Source organism: Pseudomonas sp. GW822-FHT02G04 (assembly GCF_058802085.1).
In genome coordinates, this window is sequence record NZ_JBXANU010000011.1 from 1 (window position 1) to 20,527 (window position 20,527).

Consider the following 20,527-nt stretch of genomic DNA (forward strand, 5'->3'; position numbering starts at 1 on the left):
TGGGCTTTAGATTTTTTAAGTGAGGTCCATCCAAGCAGGGCGGCTTTGCAGCCCTGCTTGGATGGACCCGCGTGGAAGGGCGGACAACGGTGATCTCACAGGCTTACCCACGTTTGGATGCGCCACGGCTATTTTGTAGGGCGGTAATGTTGTCGCCGACCGGGTGAGCGAATTCGTGGGGCGTCACATGCCCATGGCGGTTAGCGTCGATGTAGTTGCTCCACCACGCCATGATCAGCCGGCGCTGCTCCAGAAATTCAGCTTTGTGGATATACGCGGCGCGCACACGGTTGCGTTCCTTGTGGCTCATTTGTCTTTCGATGGCTGCGTCGGTCCATAGCCCGGACTCAAGCAGGGCGCTGCAGGCCATGGTCCTGAAGCCGTGGCCGCACACGTCCTTGCTGGTGTCATAGCCGACGTTGCGGAGCATGGTGTTCACCGTGTTCTCGGACATGGGCTTCCAGTACTTGTGGTCGCCCGGTAGCACCAACTCTGAAAAGCGACTGAGGCTGCGCAGGCGCTCAAGTATTTCGATGACCTGCGGCGATAGCGGAACCATTTGAATGTCGCCGTTCATCTTGGTCCCACGTGTGGAGTTGCGTACCCCTTCAATCGGTGCGCGCGTGTCGGGGATTTCCCACATGGCACGTTGGAAATCGAACTCACTCCATCGTGCGAAGCGCAGTTCGCTGGAGCGGACGAATACGTGCAGCGTCAACAGAACGGCAAGGCGCGTCAGCTCGCGGCCGTTGTAGTTGTCGATACGGTGTAGCAGTTCTGGTAGGCGGTTGAGGGAGAGGGCCGGGCGATGGACTGTGCGCGGCGCGTGGATCGAGCCTGCCAGATCCAGCGCGGGATTCATGGTGATCTGCCGAGCCCTTTTGGCCCCGCGCATGATGGTGGATAAGTAGTTCTGTACCCTTAACGCCACATCCATGGTGCCGCGTTCCTTGATGCGCTGGGTGATTTCTAGCAAATCGTGGGTATCGAGTTCAGCGATGGGCCGTTGGCCGATCAGCGGGAAGACATGGGTACGCAGTCGGCTCATCACGGTTTTTGCGTGGCCTTCGGTCCAGCGGCGGGACATATCAGCGTGCCACTCCAGAGCAACGGTTTCGAAAAGCAGTGCCGCCCGTTGGGCTACGATCTTGGCCTTCTTCTTTTCTTCCATTGGGTCGAGGTTTTCGAGCAGCAACGCCTTGGCTTCGTCTCGCTTACGTCGTGCGACGGAAAGGGTAACTATGGGGTAATTGCCGATGATGAGCGTACCTTCCTTGCCGTTGGGCTTGGTGTACTTCAAGCGCCAGGTCTTCACGCCATTGGGTTTGACGAAAAGGTACATGCCGCCACCGTCGAACAGTTTGTAGGCGCGCTCGCGGGTTTTGGCCGTGCGGCATTGCAGGTCGCTGAGAGGGATCGCTAGACGTGGCATAGGGGTACGCGCTCCTGACCGGAAAATCGCAGTACCCCTAACATACCCTCGGGGAAGGGGGATTTTGTTGGATCCCGACAGAGGGTCCTGGAACGAAAAAACCCGCCAAAGGGCGGGTTTTCGGGGCTTCCAGAGCATTCAGTAGAATGCAATGGAGCCTAATGTGGTGCCGGCACCAGGAATCGAACCCGGGACCTACTGATTACAAGTCAGTTGCTCTACCATCTGAGCTATACCGGCGTGTCAGGGCGACGATTATAGCGATTGGGTTGGTTCTGTAAACCCCTGAATTCAGACTATTTTTGCGCAGGCTTTGAGTCAGGCGCGAAGCACTACTTTCTTGAGTTTCTGCAGGGTGCGCCAGGCTCGGCTGTTTTGCATCGCCCGCAGTTGCGCTTCGGCGTGTTCGGCGCGTTGCAGGGCGGCGGCGAGGTGGTTTTCGGCGTCGGTGACGGGGTGGCTGAATTTATGGCCTTTGCAGAACTGGAAGTCATCCAGGTTGCACGGCGGGATGTCGAAGGCGGGTTTGTAGGCCAGGAGTTCTTCGGCGAGGTAGTAGGTGTTGATGCCGTCGAACAGGATGGACTGGTAGCCGGCGCCGGTGACGAGGGTTTCCCAGGTCTGGTCGCGTTCCCACGGGGTTTCGATGAGGATGATCCACGGCCGCCATTGGGCGAAGTCCATGCCGCGCAGGACGGTTTCTTCGTGACCTTCGACGTCGATTTTCAGGAAGTGGATCGGGCGGTTGCGGACATGTTGTTCGCAGATAGAGGCCAGGGTGCGGGATTTGACAATCTGGCTGCGCACGTCCAGGCCGGCATCTTTGTGTTGTTGGGCCAGGGCCGGGTCAAGGGTTGAGAGGCCGGTGCCGGCAATCCCATAGAAGGTCAGGTTATCGGCGCTTTCACCGGCCACGCATTGCAGGTTGATGTCGTTGGGGCGTTGCTGGCACAGGGCGTCGTAGTAGTACGGCATGGGTTCGACGTTGATGCCGGTCCAGCCATGATCGTAGAAGGCTTTGGTGACGGAGTCCTGGGTGGGGTCGTTGGCCCCGATGTCGATATAAAAGCCGTTTTCGACGTTTTTGAGGGCGCGCCACAGGCGGATGTCTTCGAAATTCTGTGCGTAAGAAATGAACGTCACGGTCGCATCCTGTCGGTCAGATTTCTCTTGTTCATGGCCGCGCTGTCGGCGCCCTCGTATGCGTGTATAGCAAGGGGTATTGCAAGGCGCAATTTTCCGCCCGTGATGTCCGGAATTCGGCGGTTATGTCGTTTTGATTGAATGCTTATGCACAACGGGCTGGCAGTATCTGCTTGATCATTGCGTTTTTGTGGACTCGTTCTCATTTGTCCGCAAATGCCTGTTTTACGGGTTTTTTATTTGTGTGAACAAAAAATGACCAGCAGTGTTTTAGGCGTAAAACAGCGTAGATATTGGATCCACGAGAATTCCATCAACAGAGTTATCCACAGGCTGCGGCTGTTTAAGGGCGCTCTGCCAGGAGCAGGAAATTGCGCGGTGTGAGCGGGGATTCGCAGAAGGTGCCGAGACGAACGACATAACCCTGCTCAATGAGGAAAAGTGCCCGATCGAGTACCAGCCACAGCTCCAGCGGCCGTCGGAAAAGGCCTCGCAGCAGCTCCAGGTTGCGCACTTCGGCCAGTCGCTGCCAACCGGCGGCTTCCAGTGCGGCCCAATCTGGCGTGCCGACTGTGGATAAGTCTTTGAGTGCGGCCAGATCGCGGCAGTAATCGGCGAAGGGTTTGTCCAGCCAGGCGCTGGGCAGGGAAGGGGTGGGCAGGTATTCGTCGACACCACGCAGTTGCCGTTGCAGCAGGTCGAACCCCAGGCGCCGGGCCATGGAGGTGTCGCGCTGGCGTCGGACGCGAGCGCCGGCGGTGACGGTTTCGCTCATCGGCAGCGCAAGATCATCGAGGGAAAGGTGTAGGTCGGAGCGCTCGGCCGCGCAGGAAAGCGGCTGATAGGTGTTCAGACTGATCCGGTTGTAGCAGCACGGTGCGATGGCCAGTTGTTTGCAACCGACGGCGCTGGCGAGCTGGATCAGTCGCACATGCAGATCCCCGCAGGCGTGCAGCGCTACGGGCGTGTGATCGGCATTCAATAATGAGGCTGCGCCAGGCGCGAGTACATCCTGTTCGACATGTAGCGCATGCATTTGATGGCGCTGGCTGAGTGCCTGGCCGCTGGCGACCAGCGTCGGGTCGTATTCCAGGCAGGTCAATTGTTGACCGGTTTGCAGCAGACGTCGCCCCAAATGGCCCTTGCCCGAACACCAGTCCAGCCAATGCGTCGGTGCACGGGCAAACTGCAAGCAACCGGCGAATGCTTCAATTTGCTGCCACTTGCGCCCCGGCACATCCACATTCAACCGATGGCCCGCCGCTTCGAGTGCACGAGCCGGCAATTCACCTACCGCACTCAGCTCAAGAGACATCGCCGCCAATGAAGCAAACGGCTCCGGCGCATCGAGCCAGCCAGGCTGGTTATGACTGTTTTCCGCATCTTCCAGCGACCGCCCTCGTAGCCACAACGCCAACTCCGGGTAGGACGCTTCCCAGGGCAGTTGCAGATGGGTAAACGGTCGGGGCTTCCACAGCGCCTGATGCTCAATCAGAAAAGCATCCAGCGCAGCGAAGCGGGCGAGCAGGGCCTCGCCCGTCAGCACGCAGGCATCAGCGCCCTTGGCAGGCATCGACGCGCAGCCAGCGCTCCAGCAGCTTGAAGCCGCGTACCAGCACGTAAGCCATCAGTAGATAGAACATGCCTGCGGCGAAGAAGATCTCCACCGGCAGGTAGGTGCGGGCAATGATGGTGCGGGCCATGCCGGTCAGTTCCAGCAGGGTCACGGTACTGGCCAGGGCGCTGGCCTTGAGCATCAGGATCACTTCGTTGCTGTACGCCGGCAGGCCGATGCGCGCAGCACGCGGCAGCATGATGTAGAGCTGCGCCTTGGCCCGGGACATGCCCAGCGCCCGCGCCGCTTCGATCTCGCCCGGTGGAATCGCCTGGATTGCGCCGCGCAGGATCTCGGCGATGTAGGCGGCGGTGTGCAAGGTCATGGTCGCGGTGGCGCACCAGAACGGATCGCGCAAGTACGGCCACATCGAGCTGTTACGCACCACGTCGAACTGCGCCAGGCCGTAGTAGACCAGGAACAGCTGAACCAGCAACGGTGTGCCGCGGAAAAAGAAGATGTAGCCGTAGGGGAATGCCCGCACATACCAGAGTCGCGATGAGCGAGCGATGCCCAGCGGAATCGCCAGCAGCAACCCGGCGATCACGGCGATGGCCACCAGTTCCAGGGTCAGCGTCGCGCCCTGAGCCAGTTTCGGCAGCCACTTGATGATGACTTCCCAATTCATTGGGTGCTCCTCGCAAAGCCGCGAGCGGCGCGTCGTTCCATGAAGTGCATGCCGGTCATGGCCAGGATGGTCAGGCCCAGGTACATGAAGGCGGCCACCATATAGAAGGTGAACGGTTGCTTGGACACGGTCACGCCGATTTGCGCGTGACGCATGATTTCTTCAAGGCCGATGACCGATACCAGCGCAGTGTCTTTCATCAGAATCATGAACAGATTGCCTAGGCCCGGCAGGGCGATGCGCCACATCTGCGGCATGATCAGCTTGGTGAAGATGCGGAATTTCGACAGACCCAGGGCCACGCCGGCTTCGCGGTGACCTTTGGGGATCGCCAGAATCGCGCCACGAAACACTTCCGTGGCGTAGGCGCCGAAACACAGCCCCAGCGCAATCACGCCGGCGGCGAAGGCGTTGAGTTCGAGGTCGGGATTGCCGAAGAACTCACCCAGCGCACGCATCAGGTTGACCGTGCCGAAGTAGATCAACAGCACCCAGAGCAATTCCGGGATGCCGCGAACCAGCGTTGAATAAGTGCCGCCAAGCCATTGCAGCGGCTTGTACGGGGAGGTCTTGGCCAAGGCGCCGAGCAGACCGAGCACCAGCCCCAGGCACAAGGCCGAGAGTGCCAGTTTCACAGTCATCAGCGCGCCAGCGGCGAGCGCCGGGCCGAATCCGTAGAGGTCGATAATCATGGATTTCTTTTCAAATCGCGGCAGGCAATGCCAAGGACTGGCGCCGTCAGCGAACGGCGCCGGTCAGGCAGGTCAGAATCAATAGATGCTGAACGGGAAGTACTTGTCGTTGATCTTCTTGTAGGTGCCGTCAGCGACGATTTCTTTCAGCGCAGCGTTCAGCTTTTCGCGGATCGGGTCGTTCTTGCGCACAGCGATACCGATCTTGTCGCTTTCTTCCACCGGGTCGCCCTTGAATTCGTAAGCACGGCCGGCGTCGCTTTTCAGCCACTCATAGTTGACGTACTTGTCGGCCAGGATGCCGTCCAGACGACCGGAGGTCAGGTCCAGGTAGGCGTTTTCCTGGGTGTCGTAGAGTTTGACTTCGACGCCTTCCATGTTGTCTTCCAGCCAGGTACCGGCCAGGGTCGCGCGTTGGGCGCCGATCACCTTGCCCTGCAGCGAAGCCTTATCGGTTTTGAAGTCGACGTTTTTCGGTGCGATGAACTGCAGCTTGTTGGAGTAGTACGGTTCGGTGAAGTCCACCGCTTGCTTGCGCTCGTCGGTGATCGACATCGAGGAAATCAGGAAGTCGAACTTCTTGGCGTTCAGGGCCGGGATGATGCCGTCCCAGTCGGACGTGACCACGCTGCACTCGACTTTCATCTTGGCGCACAAGGCGTCACCGATGTCTTTGTCGAAGCCGACGACATTGCCACTGGCATCTTTGTTGTTGAACGGCGGGTAGGCCGCTTCGATGCCCATCTTCAAGGTCTCGGCGGCGGCACCGGCGCTGAAGGCCAGGGTGACGGCCGCAGCCAGGAAGATTTTTTTGTAGTTCTGCATGCGGGTAGCTCCGTTAGCGGTTGCTGGACATGAATTGTTTGCAGCGTGCCGAAAGCGGGTTTTCGAATACCTGCTGCGGCGATCCTTGTTCTTCTACCAAGCCTTGGTGGAGGAACACCACTTCGCTGGAAACCTGACGGGCGAAGCCCATTTCATGGGTCACGAGCAGCATGGTACGGCCTTCTTCGGCCAATGCGCGGATGACATTAAGTACTTCCTGGACCATTTCCGGGTCAAGGGCGGAGGTGGGTTCGTCGAACAGGATCACCTTGGGCTGCATCGCCAGGGTACGGGCGATGGCCGCGCGTTGCTGCTGGCCGCCAGAGAGTTGCGCGGGGTAGGCGTGGCGCTTGTCAGCGATGCCGACCTTGGCCAGCAGGGCTTCGGCGACTTCGATGGCCTCGGCCTTGCTCTGGCCGAGTACGCGGCGAGGGGCTTCGATGATGTTGTCGAGCACGCTCATGTGCGGCCAGAGATTAAAGTTTTGAAACACAAAACCGATCTCGCTGCGCAGGCGATTGATCTGCTTGCCGTCGGCAGCGACCAGTTCGCCGTTCTTGGCGGGCTTGAGCTTGAGTTCTTCGCCGGCCACCAGGATCTGGCCCTGGTGCGGGTTTTCCAGCAGGTTGATGCAACGCAGGAACGTGGACTTGCCGGAACCGGAGGAGCCCAGGATCGAGATCACGTCGCCGTCGCGGGCGGTCAGCGAGATGCCTTTGAGCACCTCAAGCTGTCCGTAGCGTTTGTGCAAGTTGCGGATTTCAAGCGCGGGCGTGGCCTCAGCCATGTGCGTTCCTCATAGTGTGTTGCGCTCCTGCTGTTGGTCGCCTTCCTGGCGAGGCGGCCAAGCTAGCATAGCGTTCGAATGGCAGCCAACAGCGCTCGGGACGGTAAACGGATGGCATGTGGCAGGTTGTCGCATCGGTACAGCAGACTGTCGCGCTGCTATCAACCGAACAGCCGTTTGAACCCGATGGGATGCGGCTGCCCCGTAAAAAAGGGCGCGATGTTGCCAGCTTTGGCGGGGTGTTGGAAGCGTTAACCGGCCAAACGTTCCTGATCCGCACTTTTATTGTGCATGGGGGTATTTCGGGGTGTGTTTCTGGTGCGCTGTTTCGTTATTAAAGTGGGTCGCCGGGTAACGTTCTGGCGAATTGCCATTAATCTCAATGACTTGCGATAACTGCCCGGTCAGGCTGAGAGCCCCGAGGTTGAGGAGTTTGCAACATTTTGGCGCAATTATTGCGTGCAGAATACGGAACGCCCTGTTGGTTTCTTTTTACGAGAAGGAACGCCAAACGGGATGCACGCTTCCGCTTTTCCTTACAAAGGTAGTTTTAATGAGCAGTTCCCCAAGCTCCAATGGCCTTGAACAGGGGCTCAAACCGCGTCATGTGACCATGCTGTCGATCGCCGGGGTTATCGGTGCCGGCCTGTTCGTCGGCTCCGGCCACGCCATCGCCGCTGCAGGCCCGGCCGTGCTGTTGGCCTACGCTGCTGCAGGCATGTTGGTCGTGTTGGTGATGCGCATGCTCGGAGAAATGGCGGTTGCATCGCCTGACACCGGCTCGTTCTCGACTTACGCTGACCGTGCCATCGGCCATTGGGCCGGCTTCACCATCGGCTGGCTCTACTGGTGGTTCTGGGTTTTGGTAATCCCGCTGGAAGCTAACGCTGCGGCGACCATTCTGCATGCCTGGTTCCCGAACGTGGCGATCTGGGCCTTCACCTTGGTCATCACGTTACTGCTGACGGTGACCAACCTGTTCAGCGTGAAGAACTATGGCGAGTTCGAGTTCTGGTTCGCCCTGGTCAAAGTCGTGGCGATCATCGGCTTTATCGGTCTGGGCATTCTGGCGATCTTCGGCCTCCTGCCCACCAGTCAGGTTAGCGGCGTGTCGCACTTGTTTGACACTCAAGGCTTCCTGCCAAACGGCATGGGCGCGGTGCTCGGCGCCATTCTGACCACCATGTTTTCCTTCATGGGCACCGAGATCGTGACCATCGCGGCCGCGGAATCGAAGAACCCTGGCCAGCAGATCTCCAAGGCCACCAACTCGGTCATCTGGCGGATTGGTTTGTTCTACCTCGTCTCCATTTTCATCGTTGTGGCTTTGGTGCCATGGAACGACCCGATTCTCGCCAGCGTCGGTTCCTACCAGACCGTGCTGGAGCGCATGGGTATCCCGAATGCCAAGCTGATCGTTGATATCGTGGTTCTGGTTGCGGTAACCAGCTGCCTGAACTCAGCGCTCTACACTGCTTCGCGCATGATGTTCTCGTTGGGCAAACGCGGTGATGCGCCGGCCGTCTCCCAGCGCACCAACAGCAGCGGCACGCCTTATTGGGCCGTGATGCTGTCGACCGCTGCGGCATTCCTTGCAGTCTTCGCCAACTACGTGGCCCCGGCTGCCGTGTTCGAATTCCTGCTGGCCAGCTCTGGCGCCATCGCGTTGCTGGTGTACCTGGTGATCGCATTTTCGCAACTGCGGATGCGCAAACAGCGTATGGCTCGCGGTGAAAAAATCGCCTTCAGCATGTGGTTGTTCCCGGGGCTGACCTACGCGGTGATCGTATTCATCATCGCGGCCCTGACCATTATGTTGTTCCAGGAAGCGCATCGCGTGGAGATCCTCGCGACTGGCTTGCTGAGCGTGTTGGTGGTGGCAGCCGGTTTGATTGTGGCTCGCCGTCGCAAGCTGCAGAAACTGGGCGCGGTGGTGCTGAACTGATTCGTACCGCGTAACGAAAAACGGCCGCTGTCAGTGATGACAAGCGGCCGTTTTTGTTTCTGAAGGGATGTTTACTCGCCCTTTTCTTCCTGTGCATCCAGCGACTGACGATAACTGTCCAGTGCATCGCCAAAGTCGGTGATGAATTGCGGATCGGTCAGCCAGGCCTGGGCGGCATCGCGGTCCATGCCATCGGCCCACATGCGGTAGTCGATCAGCATGTCGGCGGCCAAGTGCGTGGCGGCCATGGCTTCGTTGTCGGCGTTTTCCATGTCCAGCAGTTCTGGATGGTCGCTGATGATCCCGGCGAGGTTCGACAGCAGCGTCAGCAGCATGTCGTTGCGGCTGGTGGCTTCGGCGTCACGCATTTTGCTGAACATCGCCAGGGTGTATTCCGGGATCGGTTCGCCGACCTCACCCAGGTCATCGTTCAGATCGGCAGACTTTCTGCCGACCATGCGGATTTGCTTGGCTTTGGCCTTTGCGCGTTTGGCGCGTTTCTGTTGCTTGTTCAGGGATGCCATGGGAACTCAGTGGGTTTTCTGTTGGGTTTGGGCCGCGATGGCGTCGGACGCCGCCACGTAATCAGCCTGGAAGGCCGGCGATTCGATCCACGCCAGTGCACCGGCCTCGTCGGTCTCGGTGGACCATTGGCGATATTCGATCAGCGCCGCGAGGATGAAGTCCATCGCGCCTTCTTCGCCTTCCTGTTCGTACACCAGCTCCAGCAGCGGGTCTTCAAGGAAGGCCGCGCACATCGCTTGCTGGCTGGTTTTTTCGGCGTCGATCATTTTTTTGAACAGTTCGGTCAGGTCCACCGATTCGAAGTCGATGCGATCGTCGTTCGGGTCCAGCTCGACTGGCGCGGCGGCCCGCTGGGTGCGGTTCTGCTTGGCCTTGGCTTTGGCGCGGGAGGCGCGTTTGTTCTGCTTGTTGGCGGAGGCCATGGGCGTCGTTCCGTAATTCGTTGAGAGGGCGCATCAATCAACTGCGCGGCACTCGCCGCCCGGGTGTGTCGGGGGCCAGCTCGCCGGTCTGCAGCCAGGACAATGCAATGGGCCATAGTGTGGCTTGGTATGCGCTGCGAAAAAAGGCGAAATGTCCGACTTCTTCTTCGCCGATGTCCTCAGGCGCGATTCTCAGGTGGGTATTTGTACTGCCGGTGAAGTAGCTGAGCAGGCGTTCTATAGCTGGAATCGTGCCGTAGGGATCGTCGCTGAGGCTGATGGCGAGGGTTTGTGCGTTGACGTTGGCGAAGGGCAGCTGACCGGTTCTGGCGTGGATGAGACGACCGCTAGGGCGTTTCTCATATCGGGCGCTGGGCATGCTCCAGTCGCGAACCACACCGGCCGGAGTGTCTTCGAGCCAACCCAGGCGTTTGCCGGGGAAGTAGCCGCAAAGCATCGTCATCAACGGCATCACTACGTGCCATTTGGCAAGCATCCGCCAACGATGGGCAGGGGCGTAGTCGCGCCAGTAAGCGAACTGCGCGCCCACCGTCACCAGGCGTCGGATCACATGCCCGGAAGCGCCCAGCCCCGCAGCACAGCCGCCGAAGCTGTGGCCGACGACATTGATGGGTTGTCCCGCAAATTCGCGTTGCGCTCTTTGCAGCATCGCCTCGAAATCCAGCGCGCCCCAGTCGGACCATGAGGCCTCAAGCCCTTTCAGCGATGCGGGACGCGACTCGCCGATGCCGCGGTAGTCATAAGTGATCACGTCAAAGCCGTTGGCGAACAGGTAATCGGCGAAGCGCGAATAGTGTCGGCAACGGACTGAGGTGGCGGCGTTGATGATCATCACCGGGCGGGACGGGTCTTGAAGGGCATGCTGCCAGCTGAAGCCGCCAAGGAGGAAGCCGTCGGCAGCGTGCTCCTTGAAGGGTTCGCCGGGTGTGCGGGTGGGCAACGGCAACTCGAGTTGCGTCGGGGCCAGTGAGGGTATGTCCTGCAAGTTCATCGGCTTTGAACCTTTGCGGCGAGTTACTCACCATAGTCGTCATGCCGTTTATGAACAATCTGCCCGCGCTTATCGGGGGCGTTTGAGTAATCGCTCCTCAAGCATCCCGTTCCCTATCCGGTTCTGCATGAGGTTCCTCCTCGCTCAGGACTGCATTGGCCAGGCCGAGAAACTCCAGTAGCACCGGATCCCGGATGAAATCCCGAGGGCTGGCGTTGATTTGCTGGATGTTGGTGGCGGCTTCCTGTTTGACGGCAGACCGGTCGCGACTCGCCAGCAGGCGCTCGTAGTAGAGGGTGTTGATCTGACGCTCGAGGGCGCGACTTGACCAGTTCTGGAGCGCTGATTCGTTCATGTACCAGTGGCGAGCGTTCTCGTTGTCGACCCGGAGCAGCCTGCGGTAGTGGGTCCAGCTCAATTCGGAACGCACTGCGTTCCAAATTGGAAAGGTCTGATAAAAGTCCCGCATGTATCGCAGGTTGCGTTCGTCAAAACCTTTTCCAAACTCGGAAGTCAGGACCTTGGCCAGCGTCGATAGCAGCTGCTTGCCATAAGCCGCCCGCCGAGCCCCTTCCTGCTCGAACTCCACGATATGCCGGCCGATCTGCCAACAGGTTTGCACCTGAACGGTATCGACCGCTCGCAGCACCTTCTGACGCGCTTCACGGATCAGTTCGCCAAGACTGCCGAGCAGTGAAGTCATTTGTGGATCTTGAGTGTTATCGGATTTGAGGGTGCTCATGACATCTTCCGCAGCTGAAGGAAACAGACGAAAGAGGATGGCAAGAGAGCGATAGTCGGCGATGCCGGGCGCTGCTGGTAAACCGGAAGGAAATGCCGGATTCGTTATGCAGGACCAAACCGATTGCTCCCCGTGTTTGAGGAGCGCATTGCGTAGTCCGATTCGTAGTGAACTCAAGTCCGAATCGATCTAAAACTTGAGTATCCGGCGATAAATCTAAAAGGAGTAACGATAGGGTTCTCTGTAACCCGGGAGTCGCCATCATGAAGTACGTCCATTCATTCATGCTGCCCATTGCCGCTGTCGGCGTACTGATGTTGCCATTCGTGCTTAACGCCGCCAGCCTTGAGCCGATCGACAGCTCAGCCGTGCAAGTCCAGCAGCAACAGCAAAACGGGATTACCTACCTGTCCGGGGGGATTGGAGAGGACGAGGCTAAAGCCATTCAACAAACCAAGGGCTACAACCTGCACATGACCTTCTCTACCGGGCCTCAGGACGAATACGTTCCCGATGTGGATCTGGTTATTCAGAAAGCCGCAGGGCAGACCGTGCTGACACTGAGTGAGGCTGGACCGTTGGTTTACGTTCAGCTGCCTGCCGGCAAGTACACCGTTGTCGCCACGCATAAAGGTGAGGTGCGGCGTGATACAGCGGATGTAGGCAGTGGTGCCGCTCGCAATCTGGTTTTCCACTGGGGCGGTCAAAACTAGTCAGGAGAGGTGGCTTGCGTGATGTCCGATTAAATCGCAGGCATAAAAAAAAACCTGAATCTTGCGATTCAGGGTTTTCGGTATTTGGTGCCCAGAGACGGAATCGAACCGCCGACACGGGGATTTTCAATCCCCTGCTCTACCGACTGAGCTATCTGGGCAACGGGGCGCATTAAACGGGTTTTTCAGGGGGTCGTCAAGCAAGTTTTCAAAAAATATTTAATTATTACCGTCGCTTACGTGCCGACCCCGGATTTTGATCAATTATTGAGCAGGTGGAACGTAGCCTTCAGCCTTGGCGTATTCCTCGCCGGAAAAGTATTTGTCCATTTCGCCCTGAAGGTATTTGCGGTCTTCGGCGTTCATCATGTTCAGGCGTTTTTCGTTGATCAGCAGGGTCTGGTGTTTCTGCCAGTCGGCCCAGGCCTTGGCCGAGACGTGGTCAAAAATGTCCTGACCTTTTGCACCCGGGAATGGAGCGCGCTCCAGGGCGGGCAGTTCTTCTTTGTACTTGCGGCACATGATGGTGCGGGTCATGACGACTCTCCTGCGTTCAATACGGCGGCCGCGCGTTCGAGCAAGGTTTTGACCGGGGCGGCAAGGCCCAGGCGCGGCGGGGTGGCGAGGTTATACCAGAGCCAGTCGGCCTCGGCCACGTGATGGCCGGCCTCCTGGACCTGCACCAGCCAGGGTTCGATGGATAATTGAAAGTGGCTGAAGGTGTGCACCAGGCTCGGCAGTGCCTGCTGGCTGCCCAGTTCCAGCGAGTGCTGCGAGGCCAGATGTTGCAGGTCGTCGAGGTCATCGAGTTCCGGCAGGCTCCAGAGACCGCCCCACAGACCCGTGGAAGGGCGTCGGTAAAGCAGAATCGCGCCGTCGCCGTTGGCGAGCATCGGCATCAGCGTGCGCTTCTGTGGCACGGCTTTGCGTGGCTTGGGGATCGGGTAGCGGGTTTCCAGGCCGAGCATGTGTGCTTCGCAGCCCTTTTCCAGCGGGCAGAGCAGGCAGCTTGGCTTGCTGCGGGTGCAGAGCGTGGCGCCCAGATCCATCATCGCCTGGGTGTAGGCGTTGACCCGGTCGTATGGCGTGAAGCGCTCAGCGTTGGCCCACAGCTGTTTGGCGACCTTCGGCTCGCCCGGATAACCCTCTTGCGCGGTAAAGCGCGCCAGCACCCGTTTAACGTTGCCGTCGAGGATCGGGGCGCGGATGCCCATGCTCAGGCTGGCAATCGCCCCAGCGGTGGACAGGCCAATACCCGGCAGCTCGGTGAGTTTTTCCACATCACGGGGAAACTCGCCGCCATATTCGGCGACCACAATCTTCGCGGTCTTTTGCAGGTTGCGCGCGCGGGTGTAGTAACCGAGGCCGGTCCACAGGTGCAGCACTTCGTCTTCCGGTGCTGCGGCCAGGGCTTCGACGGTTGGCAGCGAGGCCATGAACCGGTCGAAGTAGTTCAGCACGGTGCTGACCTGGGTCTGCTGCAACATGATTTCCGAGACCCACACCCGGTAAGGGGTGATGCCCTGTTGCCACGGTAAGTCATGGCGACCGTGGCGGTCGTACCAGTCCAGCACGGCTGTTGAAAACTGCTCGGCTCTCATCGCTTGAACAGCCCCTTGAGCGCGTTTTTCAGTTCCGGGCTGACTTTATCGCCAAGCTTCTCATCGATTTTGTCGCTGATTCGCTCGCCAGCCAGTTTGCTGGCGACTTGGCCCATGCGTTCATTATCGAGACGGCAAGCCTTGGCGCCCAGTTCCAGCGGGCCACGGCAGCGCAGCGGCCATTCAATGCCGATGAATTTCTCGCCGACCTGACAGGCCGGGTCCGGCATGTCGCTCTTGTCGCCTTCGACGATGATGCCCAGGCGGTAATCCATGCCCAGCACCCGCAGGTCGATGTCGCCGTTACCGTTGACGGTCATACCCGGGACGCGCACTTTCAGGTCCGGGTTATTGGCCACGCCGTTGCGCAAAATCAGGTTGCCCTTGAGCTCCTCGAACGGCGTGTCCTTGCCCCGCGGTTCGCCACTGAGGGTTTTGCGATTCAGGGTGGCGATGCCTTTGCACAGTTGTTGCTCAAGGTTGGCATTGAGCAACATGCCGTTGTTGATGACGAAACTGGCGTTGCCGTTGAGGCTGTCGATCAGTGCGCTCTGGCTATTGCCGCTGCCTGTCAGGGCGCTGTTGAGCGTGACCAGGCCTTTGACCGGTGGGTTTTTCCCCTGGCTTTCGAGGATTTTTTCCACAGGCACTTTGTTGATGCGCGTCTGCATGTTCAGGGCCGGCACTTGCTGGCGTACATCCAGGGTGCCCTTGGCTTCGAAGTCACCGTCGTACAGATCGCCGCGCAGGTTCTCCAGGGTCAGCAAACCGCCCTGGCCGTTAGCCTTGAGCGCTGCGTTCTGAATTGGCAGTTTGTCGAGGGTCAGTTGGCCGAAGGTCAGGTCGGCGTCCACGTCGAGTTTGCTCAGGCGCTCCACCGGCAACAGACGCTCAGTGCTCCACGGGCCTTTGGTCGGTGATGGCGGCAGCGGTGTGCTGCCCGCGCCGGCCAGGGCATCGGCCTCGGTGCTGGCGACTTCGGCCTTGCGCACTTGCGTTGCGCTGTTGGCTTCGGCGGATTTCGGCGGCAGGTAACGATCGACGTTAAAGGTGTCGGCCTTGAGGGTTGCCCGCAGTGATTGCTTGGCGAAGTCTTCGATGGCGATGCGGCCGCTGAAGTTGCTGTCGTCGAGTTTCAGGTTGAGGTTGTCGAGCGACAGGCTGGTCGGCGTGCCGGCAACCTGGCTGACCAGTTCAACTTTGCTCAGGCTACCTTCGGCCATCGCCGGCAGTTTCTGGCCAATGCTGTCGACGAATTTCGCCAGATCGAATTGGGCAATCGACAGGCCACCGCTGATTTGCGGAGTCTTGTCGAGGTCGTTGGCCTTCAGTTCACCCAGGGCGCGCAACTGGTTGGCGGAGATCTTGATGCCGGTCCATTCGGCGACGTTGGCGGCCTTGTCCAGCAGCAACTGACCTTGAGCGGCGAAGGTCATGGTCTTGCCTTGCAGCGGATCGCCAGAGACTTCGCCGGAGAGTTTCATGTCTTCGAATTTGTAGCGTTGCAGCGCACGCTCGAAACGCAGCTCGCCGGCCAGCTCGGTCCGCACCCGCAGAACCGGTTGGTTGGTACCCAGGAACGCCGTGAGTTTGACCGGGATGTTGGTCGAGTCATGTACCGGGCCGGTACTCAGCTGGATGCTTTCGGCACTGAACTGCTTGCCGGTTTTCTCATCGCTGTACTCAACGCGGGCGTTGTTGACGGTCAGGCTGTCGATGTCCAGGCGGACCGGCTGAGCCGGTTTTTCGGCCTGGGCAGTGGTCGTTGGCGCGGGTTCGCCGGTGGTGGCGGGCGTTGTGGCCGAGGTTGTCGGAGCGGCAGGCGCCGGCACCTTGCCGATGTCTTCCCAGTTGCCGTGGCCGTCCTTGTCGCGGTTCAGGCGCAGGTTCAGGCCTTCGACGCGCACATCGCTCATCTGCACTTCGCGGCGCAGCAGCGGAATCACACGGACCGACAGGCCGAGCATCTGCAGGTCAGCAAACGGCTCGGTGGGCTTGGCCAGCGTCGCCACACTGGCTTCATGCAATTCCAGGCCCAGCCAAGGGAACAGGCTCCAGCCGATATCGCCATTGAGCGTCAGCTCGATGTGGGCCTTGTCGCGGGCAATCTGGCGAATCTCGTCTTTATAGTCGTTGGGATCGAAGAGGTGGGTCAGGGCAAAGCCCAGCGCCACAATGATCAGCAACAGCCCGAGAAGTACCAGACCCAGGATTTTGCCGAACGCTTTCATGGGCGAGTCCTTGTATTAGTCGAATTCGAAATTTAGCCGGGGAGTATAGCGCCCCGAAGTGGCCGCCCGGTCAGCGATCATGTCGGGAGCACATCCAGCGGCACTTTCAGCTTAGCCGCCAGCGCTTGGGCTTCTAGGTGCCCGGCAGGTGCCAGCAGGCGCAATGTCACGCCCGATTGCGCCGCCATTTTCTGCGCTTCGCTCACCAGACGCTCGGCAACACCACGGCGGCGGGTGATTGTTCGTACGCATAAATGGGACAAATGCCAGGTGTCATGGTGCCGTTGCAGACGTGCCGCACCCAGCAGCCGATCGTTGAAGCGTCCGGCGATCAGAGAGCCGTCCCGCAAGCAGCTTTCGATCAGCTCAGCATTGCCTGTAAATGGCGCAAACAGCCAGTCCGGGGCGTCGCGGTAGATCTTCTGCAGATCTTGCTGATCCTGATAAGTGGCCTGGTTCAGCAGTTCGACAATGATCGGCATGGAGATTCCTGTGAAGTTAAACGGAGCCATTCCCCGTACGCGTGAAAACAATGTTCATCCAGTGGTACGAGATCAGATGACATACAAAAGGTGATATCAGTTTGGTTTTTCTGTCACGTGCAAATGGTAACCTCTGCCCGTTCGTCCGTCCTTCTGCGACGTGATGTCGCACCAAAATGAAGCTTCACCTAAAAACAGTCATGTCTGCGTGCATAAAGGCTGGGGGTGAGGAGCGCTGACGAACCATTCTAATAATTGGGGGATACACAATGACCACGAGCATCACGGCGGACGGCCTTAAAGCCGACCAGCCCGCGTTCCTGTCCAAGGAGCGCATCATCGCCAAGCCCGGTTTTAACCGCTGGCTTGTACCACCGGCCGCTCTGGCCATCCACCTGTGCATCGGCATGGCCTACGGTTTTTCGGTGTTCTGGCTGCCGCTGTCCAAAGCCCTGGGCGTCACCAAAGCCGTGACTTGCGCGCCGGACATGAGCTTCATCGCCCAAGTCTTTTCGTCGCAATGCGACTGGCCGATCTCGATGCTCGGCTGGATCTATACCCTGTTCTTCATCTTCCTGGGTTGCTCGGCAGCGATCTGGGGCGGCTGGCTCGAACACGCAGGCCCGCGCAAGGCAGGTGTTGTGTCGGCGCTGTGCTGGTGTGGCGGTCTGCTGATTTCGGCGTTGGGGGTCTATACCCACCAGATCTGGCTGATGTGGATCGGCTCCGGAGTCATTGGTGGTATCGGTCTGGGCCTGGGCTACATCTCGCCGGTCTCGACCCTGATCAAGTGGTTCCCGGACAAGCGCGGCATGGCGACCGGCATGGCGATCATGGGTTTCGGTGGCGGCGCGATGGTCGGCGCTCCACTGGCTGCAGCCCTGATGGGCCACTTTGCTTCGCCAACCAGTGTCGGTGTATGGCAGAGCTTCCTGGTGATGGCCGCGATCTACTTCGTATTCATGATCGGTGGCGCGCTGTCCTATCGCGTTCCGCCAACCGGCTGGAAGCCTGAAGGCTGGACGGCTCCGGCGAAAAAAGCCTCGAACGCGATGATCACGCACCGCCACGTGCACGTGAATGTGGCGTGGAAGACTCCGCAGTTCCGTCTGGTGTGGCTGGTGCTGTGCCTGAACGTTTCGGCGGGTATTGGCATCCTTGGCATGGCTTCGCCGCTGTTGCAGGAAGTGTTCGCCGGTAAATTGCTTGGCAACGACCTGACGTTCGGTCAACTGGACGCTTCGCAGCTGGCTTCGATCGCTGCCATTGCTGCCGGTTTCACCGGTTTGCTGAGCCTGTTCAACATCGGTGGCCGTTTTTTCTGGGCTTCGTTCTCGGACTACCTGGGCCGCAAAAACACCTATTTTGTGTTCTTCGCCTTGGGTTTCGCCCTGTACGCGCTGATCCCGAACCTCGGTCACCTGGGCAGCGTTGCGCTGTTCGTGGCGGCGTTCTGCATCATCCTGTCGATGTACGGCGGTGGTTTTGCCACGGTGCCGGCTTATCTGGCGGACCTGTTCGGTACGCAAATGGTCGGCGCGATCCATGGTCGTCTGCTGACAGCCTGGGCGGCGGCAGGTGTGTTGGGGCCGGTGTTGGTGAACTACCTGCGTGAATATCAGCTGAGCATCGGCGTCGAACGTGCCGCGGCATACGACATCACTCTGTACATCCTCGCGGGCCTGCTGGTGCTGGGTTTCATCTGCAACCTGCTGGTGCGTCCGGTGGCGGACAAGTACTTCATGACCGACGCTGAACTGGCTGCCGAACAGGCGCTGGGCCACGACAAGGGTGCTGACGCCAGCACCGTGCTGGAGTGGAAAGCGGATGCGGGCACCAAACCGTTGGCGGTGGCTGCGTGGCTGGTGGTGGGGATTCCGTTGGCGTGGGGTGTTTGGGTGACTCTGCAGAAAACGGCTGTCCTCTTCCACTAAGTAAACGCATTACCCCTGTAGCTGATCGTTCCCACGCTCCGCGTGGGAATGCCTCCCGTGACGCTCCGCGTCACCTTCAGAGCGGACGCGGAGCGTCCAGGGCTGCACTCCCACGCAGAGCGTGGGAGCGATCAGTGGTCCCGGGATGCTTGTATGGACATGTCTATCCCCGACGGCACGGGGTTCACTCCGTCAGTGATATCACCTCCCGTGTTTCTGTTTAGCGCCCGCGACCCTATAATGGCTGCCTTTTTCGCCCCAATGATTTTTTGCGGAGCTGGTGATGGCCGAACGTATGGCGTCTGTCGAGCGCGACACTCTGGAAACCCAGATCAAAGCCTCGATCAACCTGGATGGCACCGGAAAGGCCCGATTTGATATCGGTGTGCCTTTTCTTGAGCACATGCTGGACCAGATCGCCCGTCACGGGCTGATCGACCTGGATATTGTCAGCAAGGGCGACCTGCATATCGATGACCACCACACGGTGGAAGACGTCGGTATCACCCTGGGTCAGGCCTTCACCAAAGCCATCGGCGACAAGAAAGGCATCCGTCGCTACGGCCACGCCTACGTGCCGCTCGATGAAGCACTGTCGCGTGTGGTGATCGACTTCTCTGGCCGTCCTGGCCTGCAGATGCATGTTCCGTATACCCGCGCTACCGTCGGCGGCTTCGACGTTGACCTGTTCCAGGAGTTTTTCCAGGGCTTCGTCAACCACGCCAACGTCACCCTGCACATCGACAATCTGCGTGGGCACAACACCCACCACCAGATCGAGACCGTGTTCAAGGCTTTCGGCCGCGCGCTGCGCATGGCTGTGGAGCTGGATGACCGCATGGCCGGGCAAATGCCTTCGACCAAAGGCGTTCTGTAATGCAGACGGTCGCGGTTATCGATTACGGCATGGGCAACCTGCACTCGGTGGCCAAGGCCCTCGAGCACGTGGGTGCCGGCAAGGTCTTGATCACCAGCGATGCCGACGTGATTCGCGAAGCCGACCGGGTGGTATTCCCCGGCGTCGGCGCGATTCGCGATTGCATGGCGGAGATCCGTCGCCTGGGCTTCGATTCGCTGGTGCGTGAAGTCAGCCAGGACCGTCCGTTCCTCGGCATTTGCGTGGGCATGCAAGCCTTGCTCGACAGCAGCGAAGAGAACGACGGCGTCGACTGCATCGGTATGTTCCCGGGCCAGGTGAAGTTCTTCGGCAAAGATTTGCACGAGGACGGCGAACACTTGAAAGTGCCGCACATGGGCTGGAATGAAGTGAAGCAAACGGTGAGTCACCCGCTGTGGCACAACGTTCCGGACCTGGCGCGTTTCTACTTCGTGCACAGCTACTACATCGCTGCCGGCAATGCGCGGCAGGTGGTCGGTAGCGGTCACTACGGGGTCGATTTCGCCGCCGCGCTGGCCGATGGCTCGCGTTTCGCCGTGCAGTTCCACCCGGAGAAGAGCCATACCCATGGCCTGCAATTGCTGCAGAACTTCGCTGCGTGGGATGGTCGCTGGTAAATGGCTGTCAAGAAGAAGCCGCCGATCCTGACCCTCACTCCCGAGCAGGAGAGAGAGGCCAATCACAAGATCAAACGCTTCATGGAAGACCGCTTCGAACTGGACCTGGGTTCATTCGAAGCGGCTGAAATCCTTGAGCTGTTTACCCGCGAAATTGCTCCGCACTATTACAACAGGGCGATTTTCGATGTGCAGACGCACCTCAAAGAGAGGTTCGAGAGCATCGAAAGCGACCTGTGGGCGCTCGAGAAAAACTGATTTCCGAGCGAAGCTGAACACTCGA

The 20,527-nt window shown here is 59.4% G+C and carries 21 protein-coding genes, 2 tRNA genes and 1 pseudogene; 7 read left to right on the top strand and 17 right to left on the bottom strand.

The genetic code is table 11. From position 1 onward, the window contains the following. Positions 1-103: 103 nt before the first annotated feature. The 8 genes from AC1RO5_RS15580 to AC1RO5_RS15615 all read right to left on the bottom strand — a co-directional run bounded on the left by AC1RO5_RS15580 (position 104) and on the right by AC1RO5_RS15615 (position 7,122). A complete protein-coding gene (locus AC1RO5_RS15580) occupies positions 104-1,432 on the bottom strand; it encodes a tyrosine-type recombinase/integrase (RefSeq protein ID WP_493176063.1) in 1,329 nt (442 codons plus the stop codon). Positions 1,433-1,596: 164 nt separating this feature from the next. Beyond that, positions 1,597-1,672: transfer RNA gene (locus tag AC1RO5_RS15585), tRNA-Thr, on the bottom strand. 78 nt (positions 1,673-1,750) lie between these two features. Next, the gene (locus AC1RO5_RS15590; RefSeq protein ID WP_493176065.1) at positions 1,751-2,575 is read right to left on the bottom strand and encodes an FkbM family methyltransferase; all 825 of its coding nucleotides are present in this window, start codon (positions 2,573-2,575) and stop codon (positions 1,751-1,753) included. 343 nt (positions 2,576-2,918) lie between these two features. After that, complete coding sequence (locus tag AC1RO5_RS15595) at positions 2,919-4,148, bottom strand: methyltransferase (RefSeq protein ID WP_493176067.1); 1,230 nt, start codon at positions 4,146-4,148, stop codon at positions 2,919-2,921. After that, entirely contained in the window at positions 4,129-4,818 is a 690-nt protein-coding gene (locus AC1RO5_RS15600) for an ABC transporter permease (protein WP_493176069.1), read from the bottom strand. The genes AC1RO5_RS15595 and AC1RO5_RS15600 overlap by 20 nt, the downstream gene beginning before the upstream one ends. Then, complete coding sequence (locus AC1RO5_RS15605) at positions 4,815-5,510, bottom strand: ABC transporter permease (protein ID WP_413697375.1); 696 nt, start codon at positions 5,508-5,510, stop codon at positions 4,815-4,817. The genes AC1RO5_RS15600 and AC1RO5_RS15605 overlap by 4 nt, the downstream gene beginning before the upstream one ends. Positions 5,511-5,588: 78 nt before the next feature. Then, positions 5,589-6,335, bottom strand: coding sequence for an ABC transporter substrate-binding protein (locus tag AC1RO5_RS15610; protein WP_493176072.1), 747 nt, complete (start codon positions 6,333-6,335; stop codon positions 5,589-5,591). A 13-nt stretch (positions 6,336-6,348) separates the two neighbouring features. Further along, the gene (locus tag AC1RO5_RS15615; RefSeq protein WP_007939465.1) at positions 6,349-7,122 is read right to left on the bottom strand and encodes an ABC transporter ATP-binding protein; all 774 of its coding nucleotides are present in this window, start codon (positions 7,120-7,122) and stop codon (positions 6,349-6,351) included. A gap of 116 nt (positions 7,123-7,238) precedes the next feature. On the opposite strand from AC1RO5_RS15615, the gene AC1RO5_RS15620 reads away from it, so the two are divergent. Both AC1RO5_RS15620 and gabP read left to right on the top strand, forming a co-directional pair. Beyond that, positions 7,239-7,460, top strand: coding sequence for a hypothetical protein (locus AC1RO5_RS15620; protein ID WP_493176074.1), 222 nt, complete (start codon positions 7,239-7,241; stop codon positions 7,458-7,460). A 215-nt stretch (positions 7,461-7,675) separates the two neighbouring features. Beyond that, on the top strand, positions 7,676-9,067 hold the full coding sequence (gabP, locus tag AC1RO5_RS15625; RefSeq protein WP_493176076.1) for a GABA permease: 1,392 nt from the start codon (positions 7,676-7,678) through the stop codon (positions 9,065-9,067). A 71-nt stretch (positions 9,068-9,138) separates the two neighbouring features. On the opposite strand, the gene AC1RO5_RS15630 is transcribed toward gabP, so the two are convergent. From AC1RO5_RS15630 to AC1RO5_RS15645, 4 genes and pseudogenes are all read right to left on the bottom strand, one after another. Continuing rightward, entirely contained in the window at positions 9,139-9,591 is a 453-nt protein-coding gene (locus AC1RO5_RS15630) for a hypothetical protein (protein WP_493176078.1), read from the bottom strand. A gap of 6 nt (positions 9,592-9,597) precedes the next feature. After that, the gene (locus AC1RO5_RS15635) at positions 9,598-10,014 is read right to left on the bottom strand and encodes a hypothetical protein (protein ID WP_019651462.1); all 417 of its coding nucleotides are present in this window, start codon (positions 10,012-10,014) and stop codon (positions 9,598-9,600) included. 37 nt (positions 10,015-10,051) lie between these two features. Then, positions 10,052-11,026, bottom strand: coding sequence for an alpha/beta hydrolase family protein (locus AC1RO5_RS15640; RefSeq protein WP_493176080.1), 975 nt, complete (start codon positions 11,024-11,026; stop codon positions 10,052-10,054). Between the two features lie 151 nt (positions 11,027-11,177). Continuing rightward, positions 11,178-11,768 (bottom strand): annotated as a pseudogene (locus AC1RO5_RS15645) (DUF1016 N-terminal domain-containing protein); the annotation flags it as partial. Positions 11,769-12,031: 263 nt separating this feature from the next. Between AC1RO5_RS15645 and AC1RO5_RS15650 the strand changes: the two are divergent. Beyond that, complete coding sequence (locus tag AC1RO5_RS15650) at positions 12,032-12,481, top strand: hypothetical protein (RefSeq protein ID WP_007939459.1); 450 nt, start codon at positions 12,032-12,034, stop codon at positions 12,479-12,481. 85 nt (positions 12,482-12,566) lie between these two features. Here the strand turns inward: AC1RO5_RS15650 and AC1RO5_RS15655 are convergent. The 5 genes from AC1RO5_RS15655 to AC1RO5_RS15675 all read right to left on the bottom strand — a co-directional run bounded on the left by AC1RO5_RS15655 (position 12,567) and on the right by AC1RO5_RS15675 (position 16,795). Then, positions 12,567-12,642: transfer RNA gene (locus tag AC1RO5_RS15655), tRNA-Phe, on the bottom strand. A 103-nt stretch (positions 12,643-12,745) separates the two neighbouring features. Next, the gene (locus tag AC1RO5_RS15660) at positions 12,746-13,018 is read right to left on the bottom strand and encodes an oxidative damage protection protein (protein WP_018929219.1); all 273 of its coding nucleotides are present in this window, start codon (positions 13,016-13,018) and stop codon (positions 12,746-12,748) included. Next, positions 13,015-14,082 (bottom strand): A/G-specific adenine glycosylase, encoded by a 1,068-nt coding sequence (gene mutY, locus AC1RO5_RS15665; protein WP_007939457.1) that lies wholly within the window; start codon positions 14,080-14,082, stop codon positions 13,015-13,017. The genes AC1RO5_RS15660 and mutY overlap by 4 nt, the downstream gene beginning before the upstream one ends. Continuing rightward, positions 14,079-16,313 carry an AsmA family protein gene (locus AC1RO5_RS15670; RefSeq protein WP_493176083.1) on the bottom strand — a complete coding sequence of 745 codons (2,235 nt, stop codon included), beginning with the start codon at positions 16,311-16,313 and terminating at the stop codon, positions 14,079-14,081. Before AC1RO5_RS15670 ends, mutY begins: the two co-directional genes overlap by 4 nt. A gap of 77 nt (positions 16,314-16,390) precedes the next feature. Further along, positions 16,391-16,795 carry an acetyl-CoA sensor PanZ family protein gene (locus AC1RO5_RS15675; RefSeq protein WP_493176085.1) on the bottom strand — a complete coding sequence of 135 codons (405 nt, stop codon included), beginning with the start codon at positions 16,793-16,795 and terminating at the stop codon, positions 16,391-16,393. A gap of 269 nt (positions 16,796-17,064) precedes the next feature. Between AC1RO5_RS15675 and AC1RO5_RS15680 the strand changes: the two genes are divergently transcribed. From AC1RO5_RS15680 to AC1RO5_RS15695, 4 genes are all read left to right on the top strand, one after another. After that, positions 17,065-18,729, top strand: a complete 1,665-nt coding sequence (locus AC1RO5_RS15680; RefSeq protein ID WP_493176087.1) for an OFA family MFS transporter — start codon at positions 17,065-17,067, stop codon at positions 18,727-18,729. A gap of 283 nt (positions 18,730-19,012) precedes the next feature. After that, entirely contained in the window at positions 19,013-19,606 is a 594-nt protein-coding gene (hisB, locus tag AC1RO5_RS15685) for an imidazoleglycerol-phosphate dehydratase HisB (protein ID WP_007939452.1), read from the top strand. Further along, entirely contained in the window at positions 19,606-20,244 is a 639-nt protein-coding gene (gene hisH, locus AC1RO5_RS15690; RefSeq protein ID WP_019650824.1) for an imidazole glycerol phosphate synthase subunit HisH, read from the top strand. The genes hisB and hisH overlap by 1 nt, the downstream gene beginning before the upstream one ends. Next, positions 20,245-20,502, top strand: a complete 258-nt coding sequence (locus AC1RO5_RS15695; RefSeq protein WP_077432287.1) for a DUF2164 domain-containing protein — start codon at positions 20,245-20,247, stop codon at positions 20,500-20,502. The last annotated feature ends 25 nt before the right edge of the window (positions 20,503-20,527 follow it).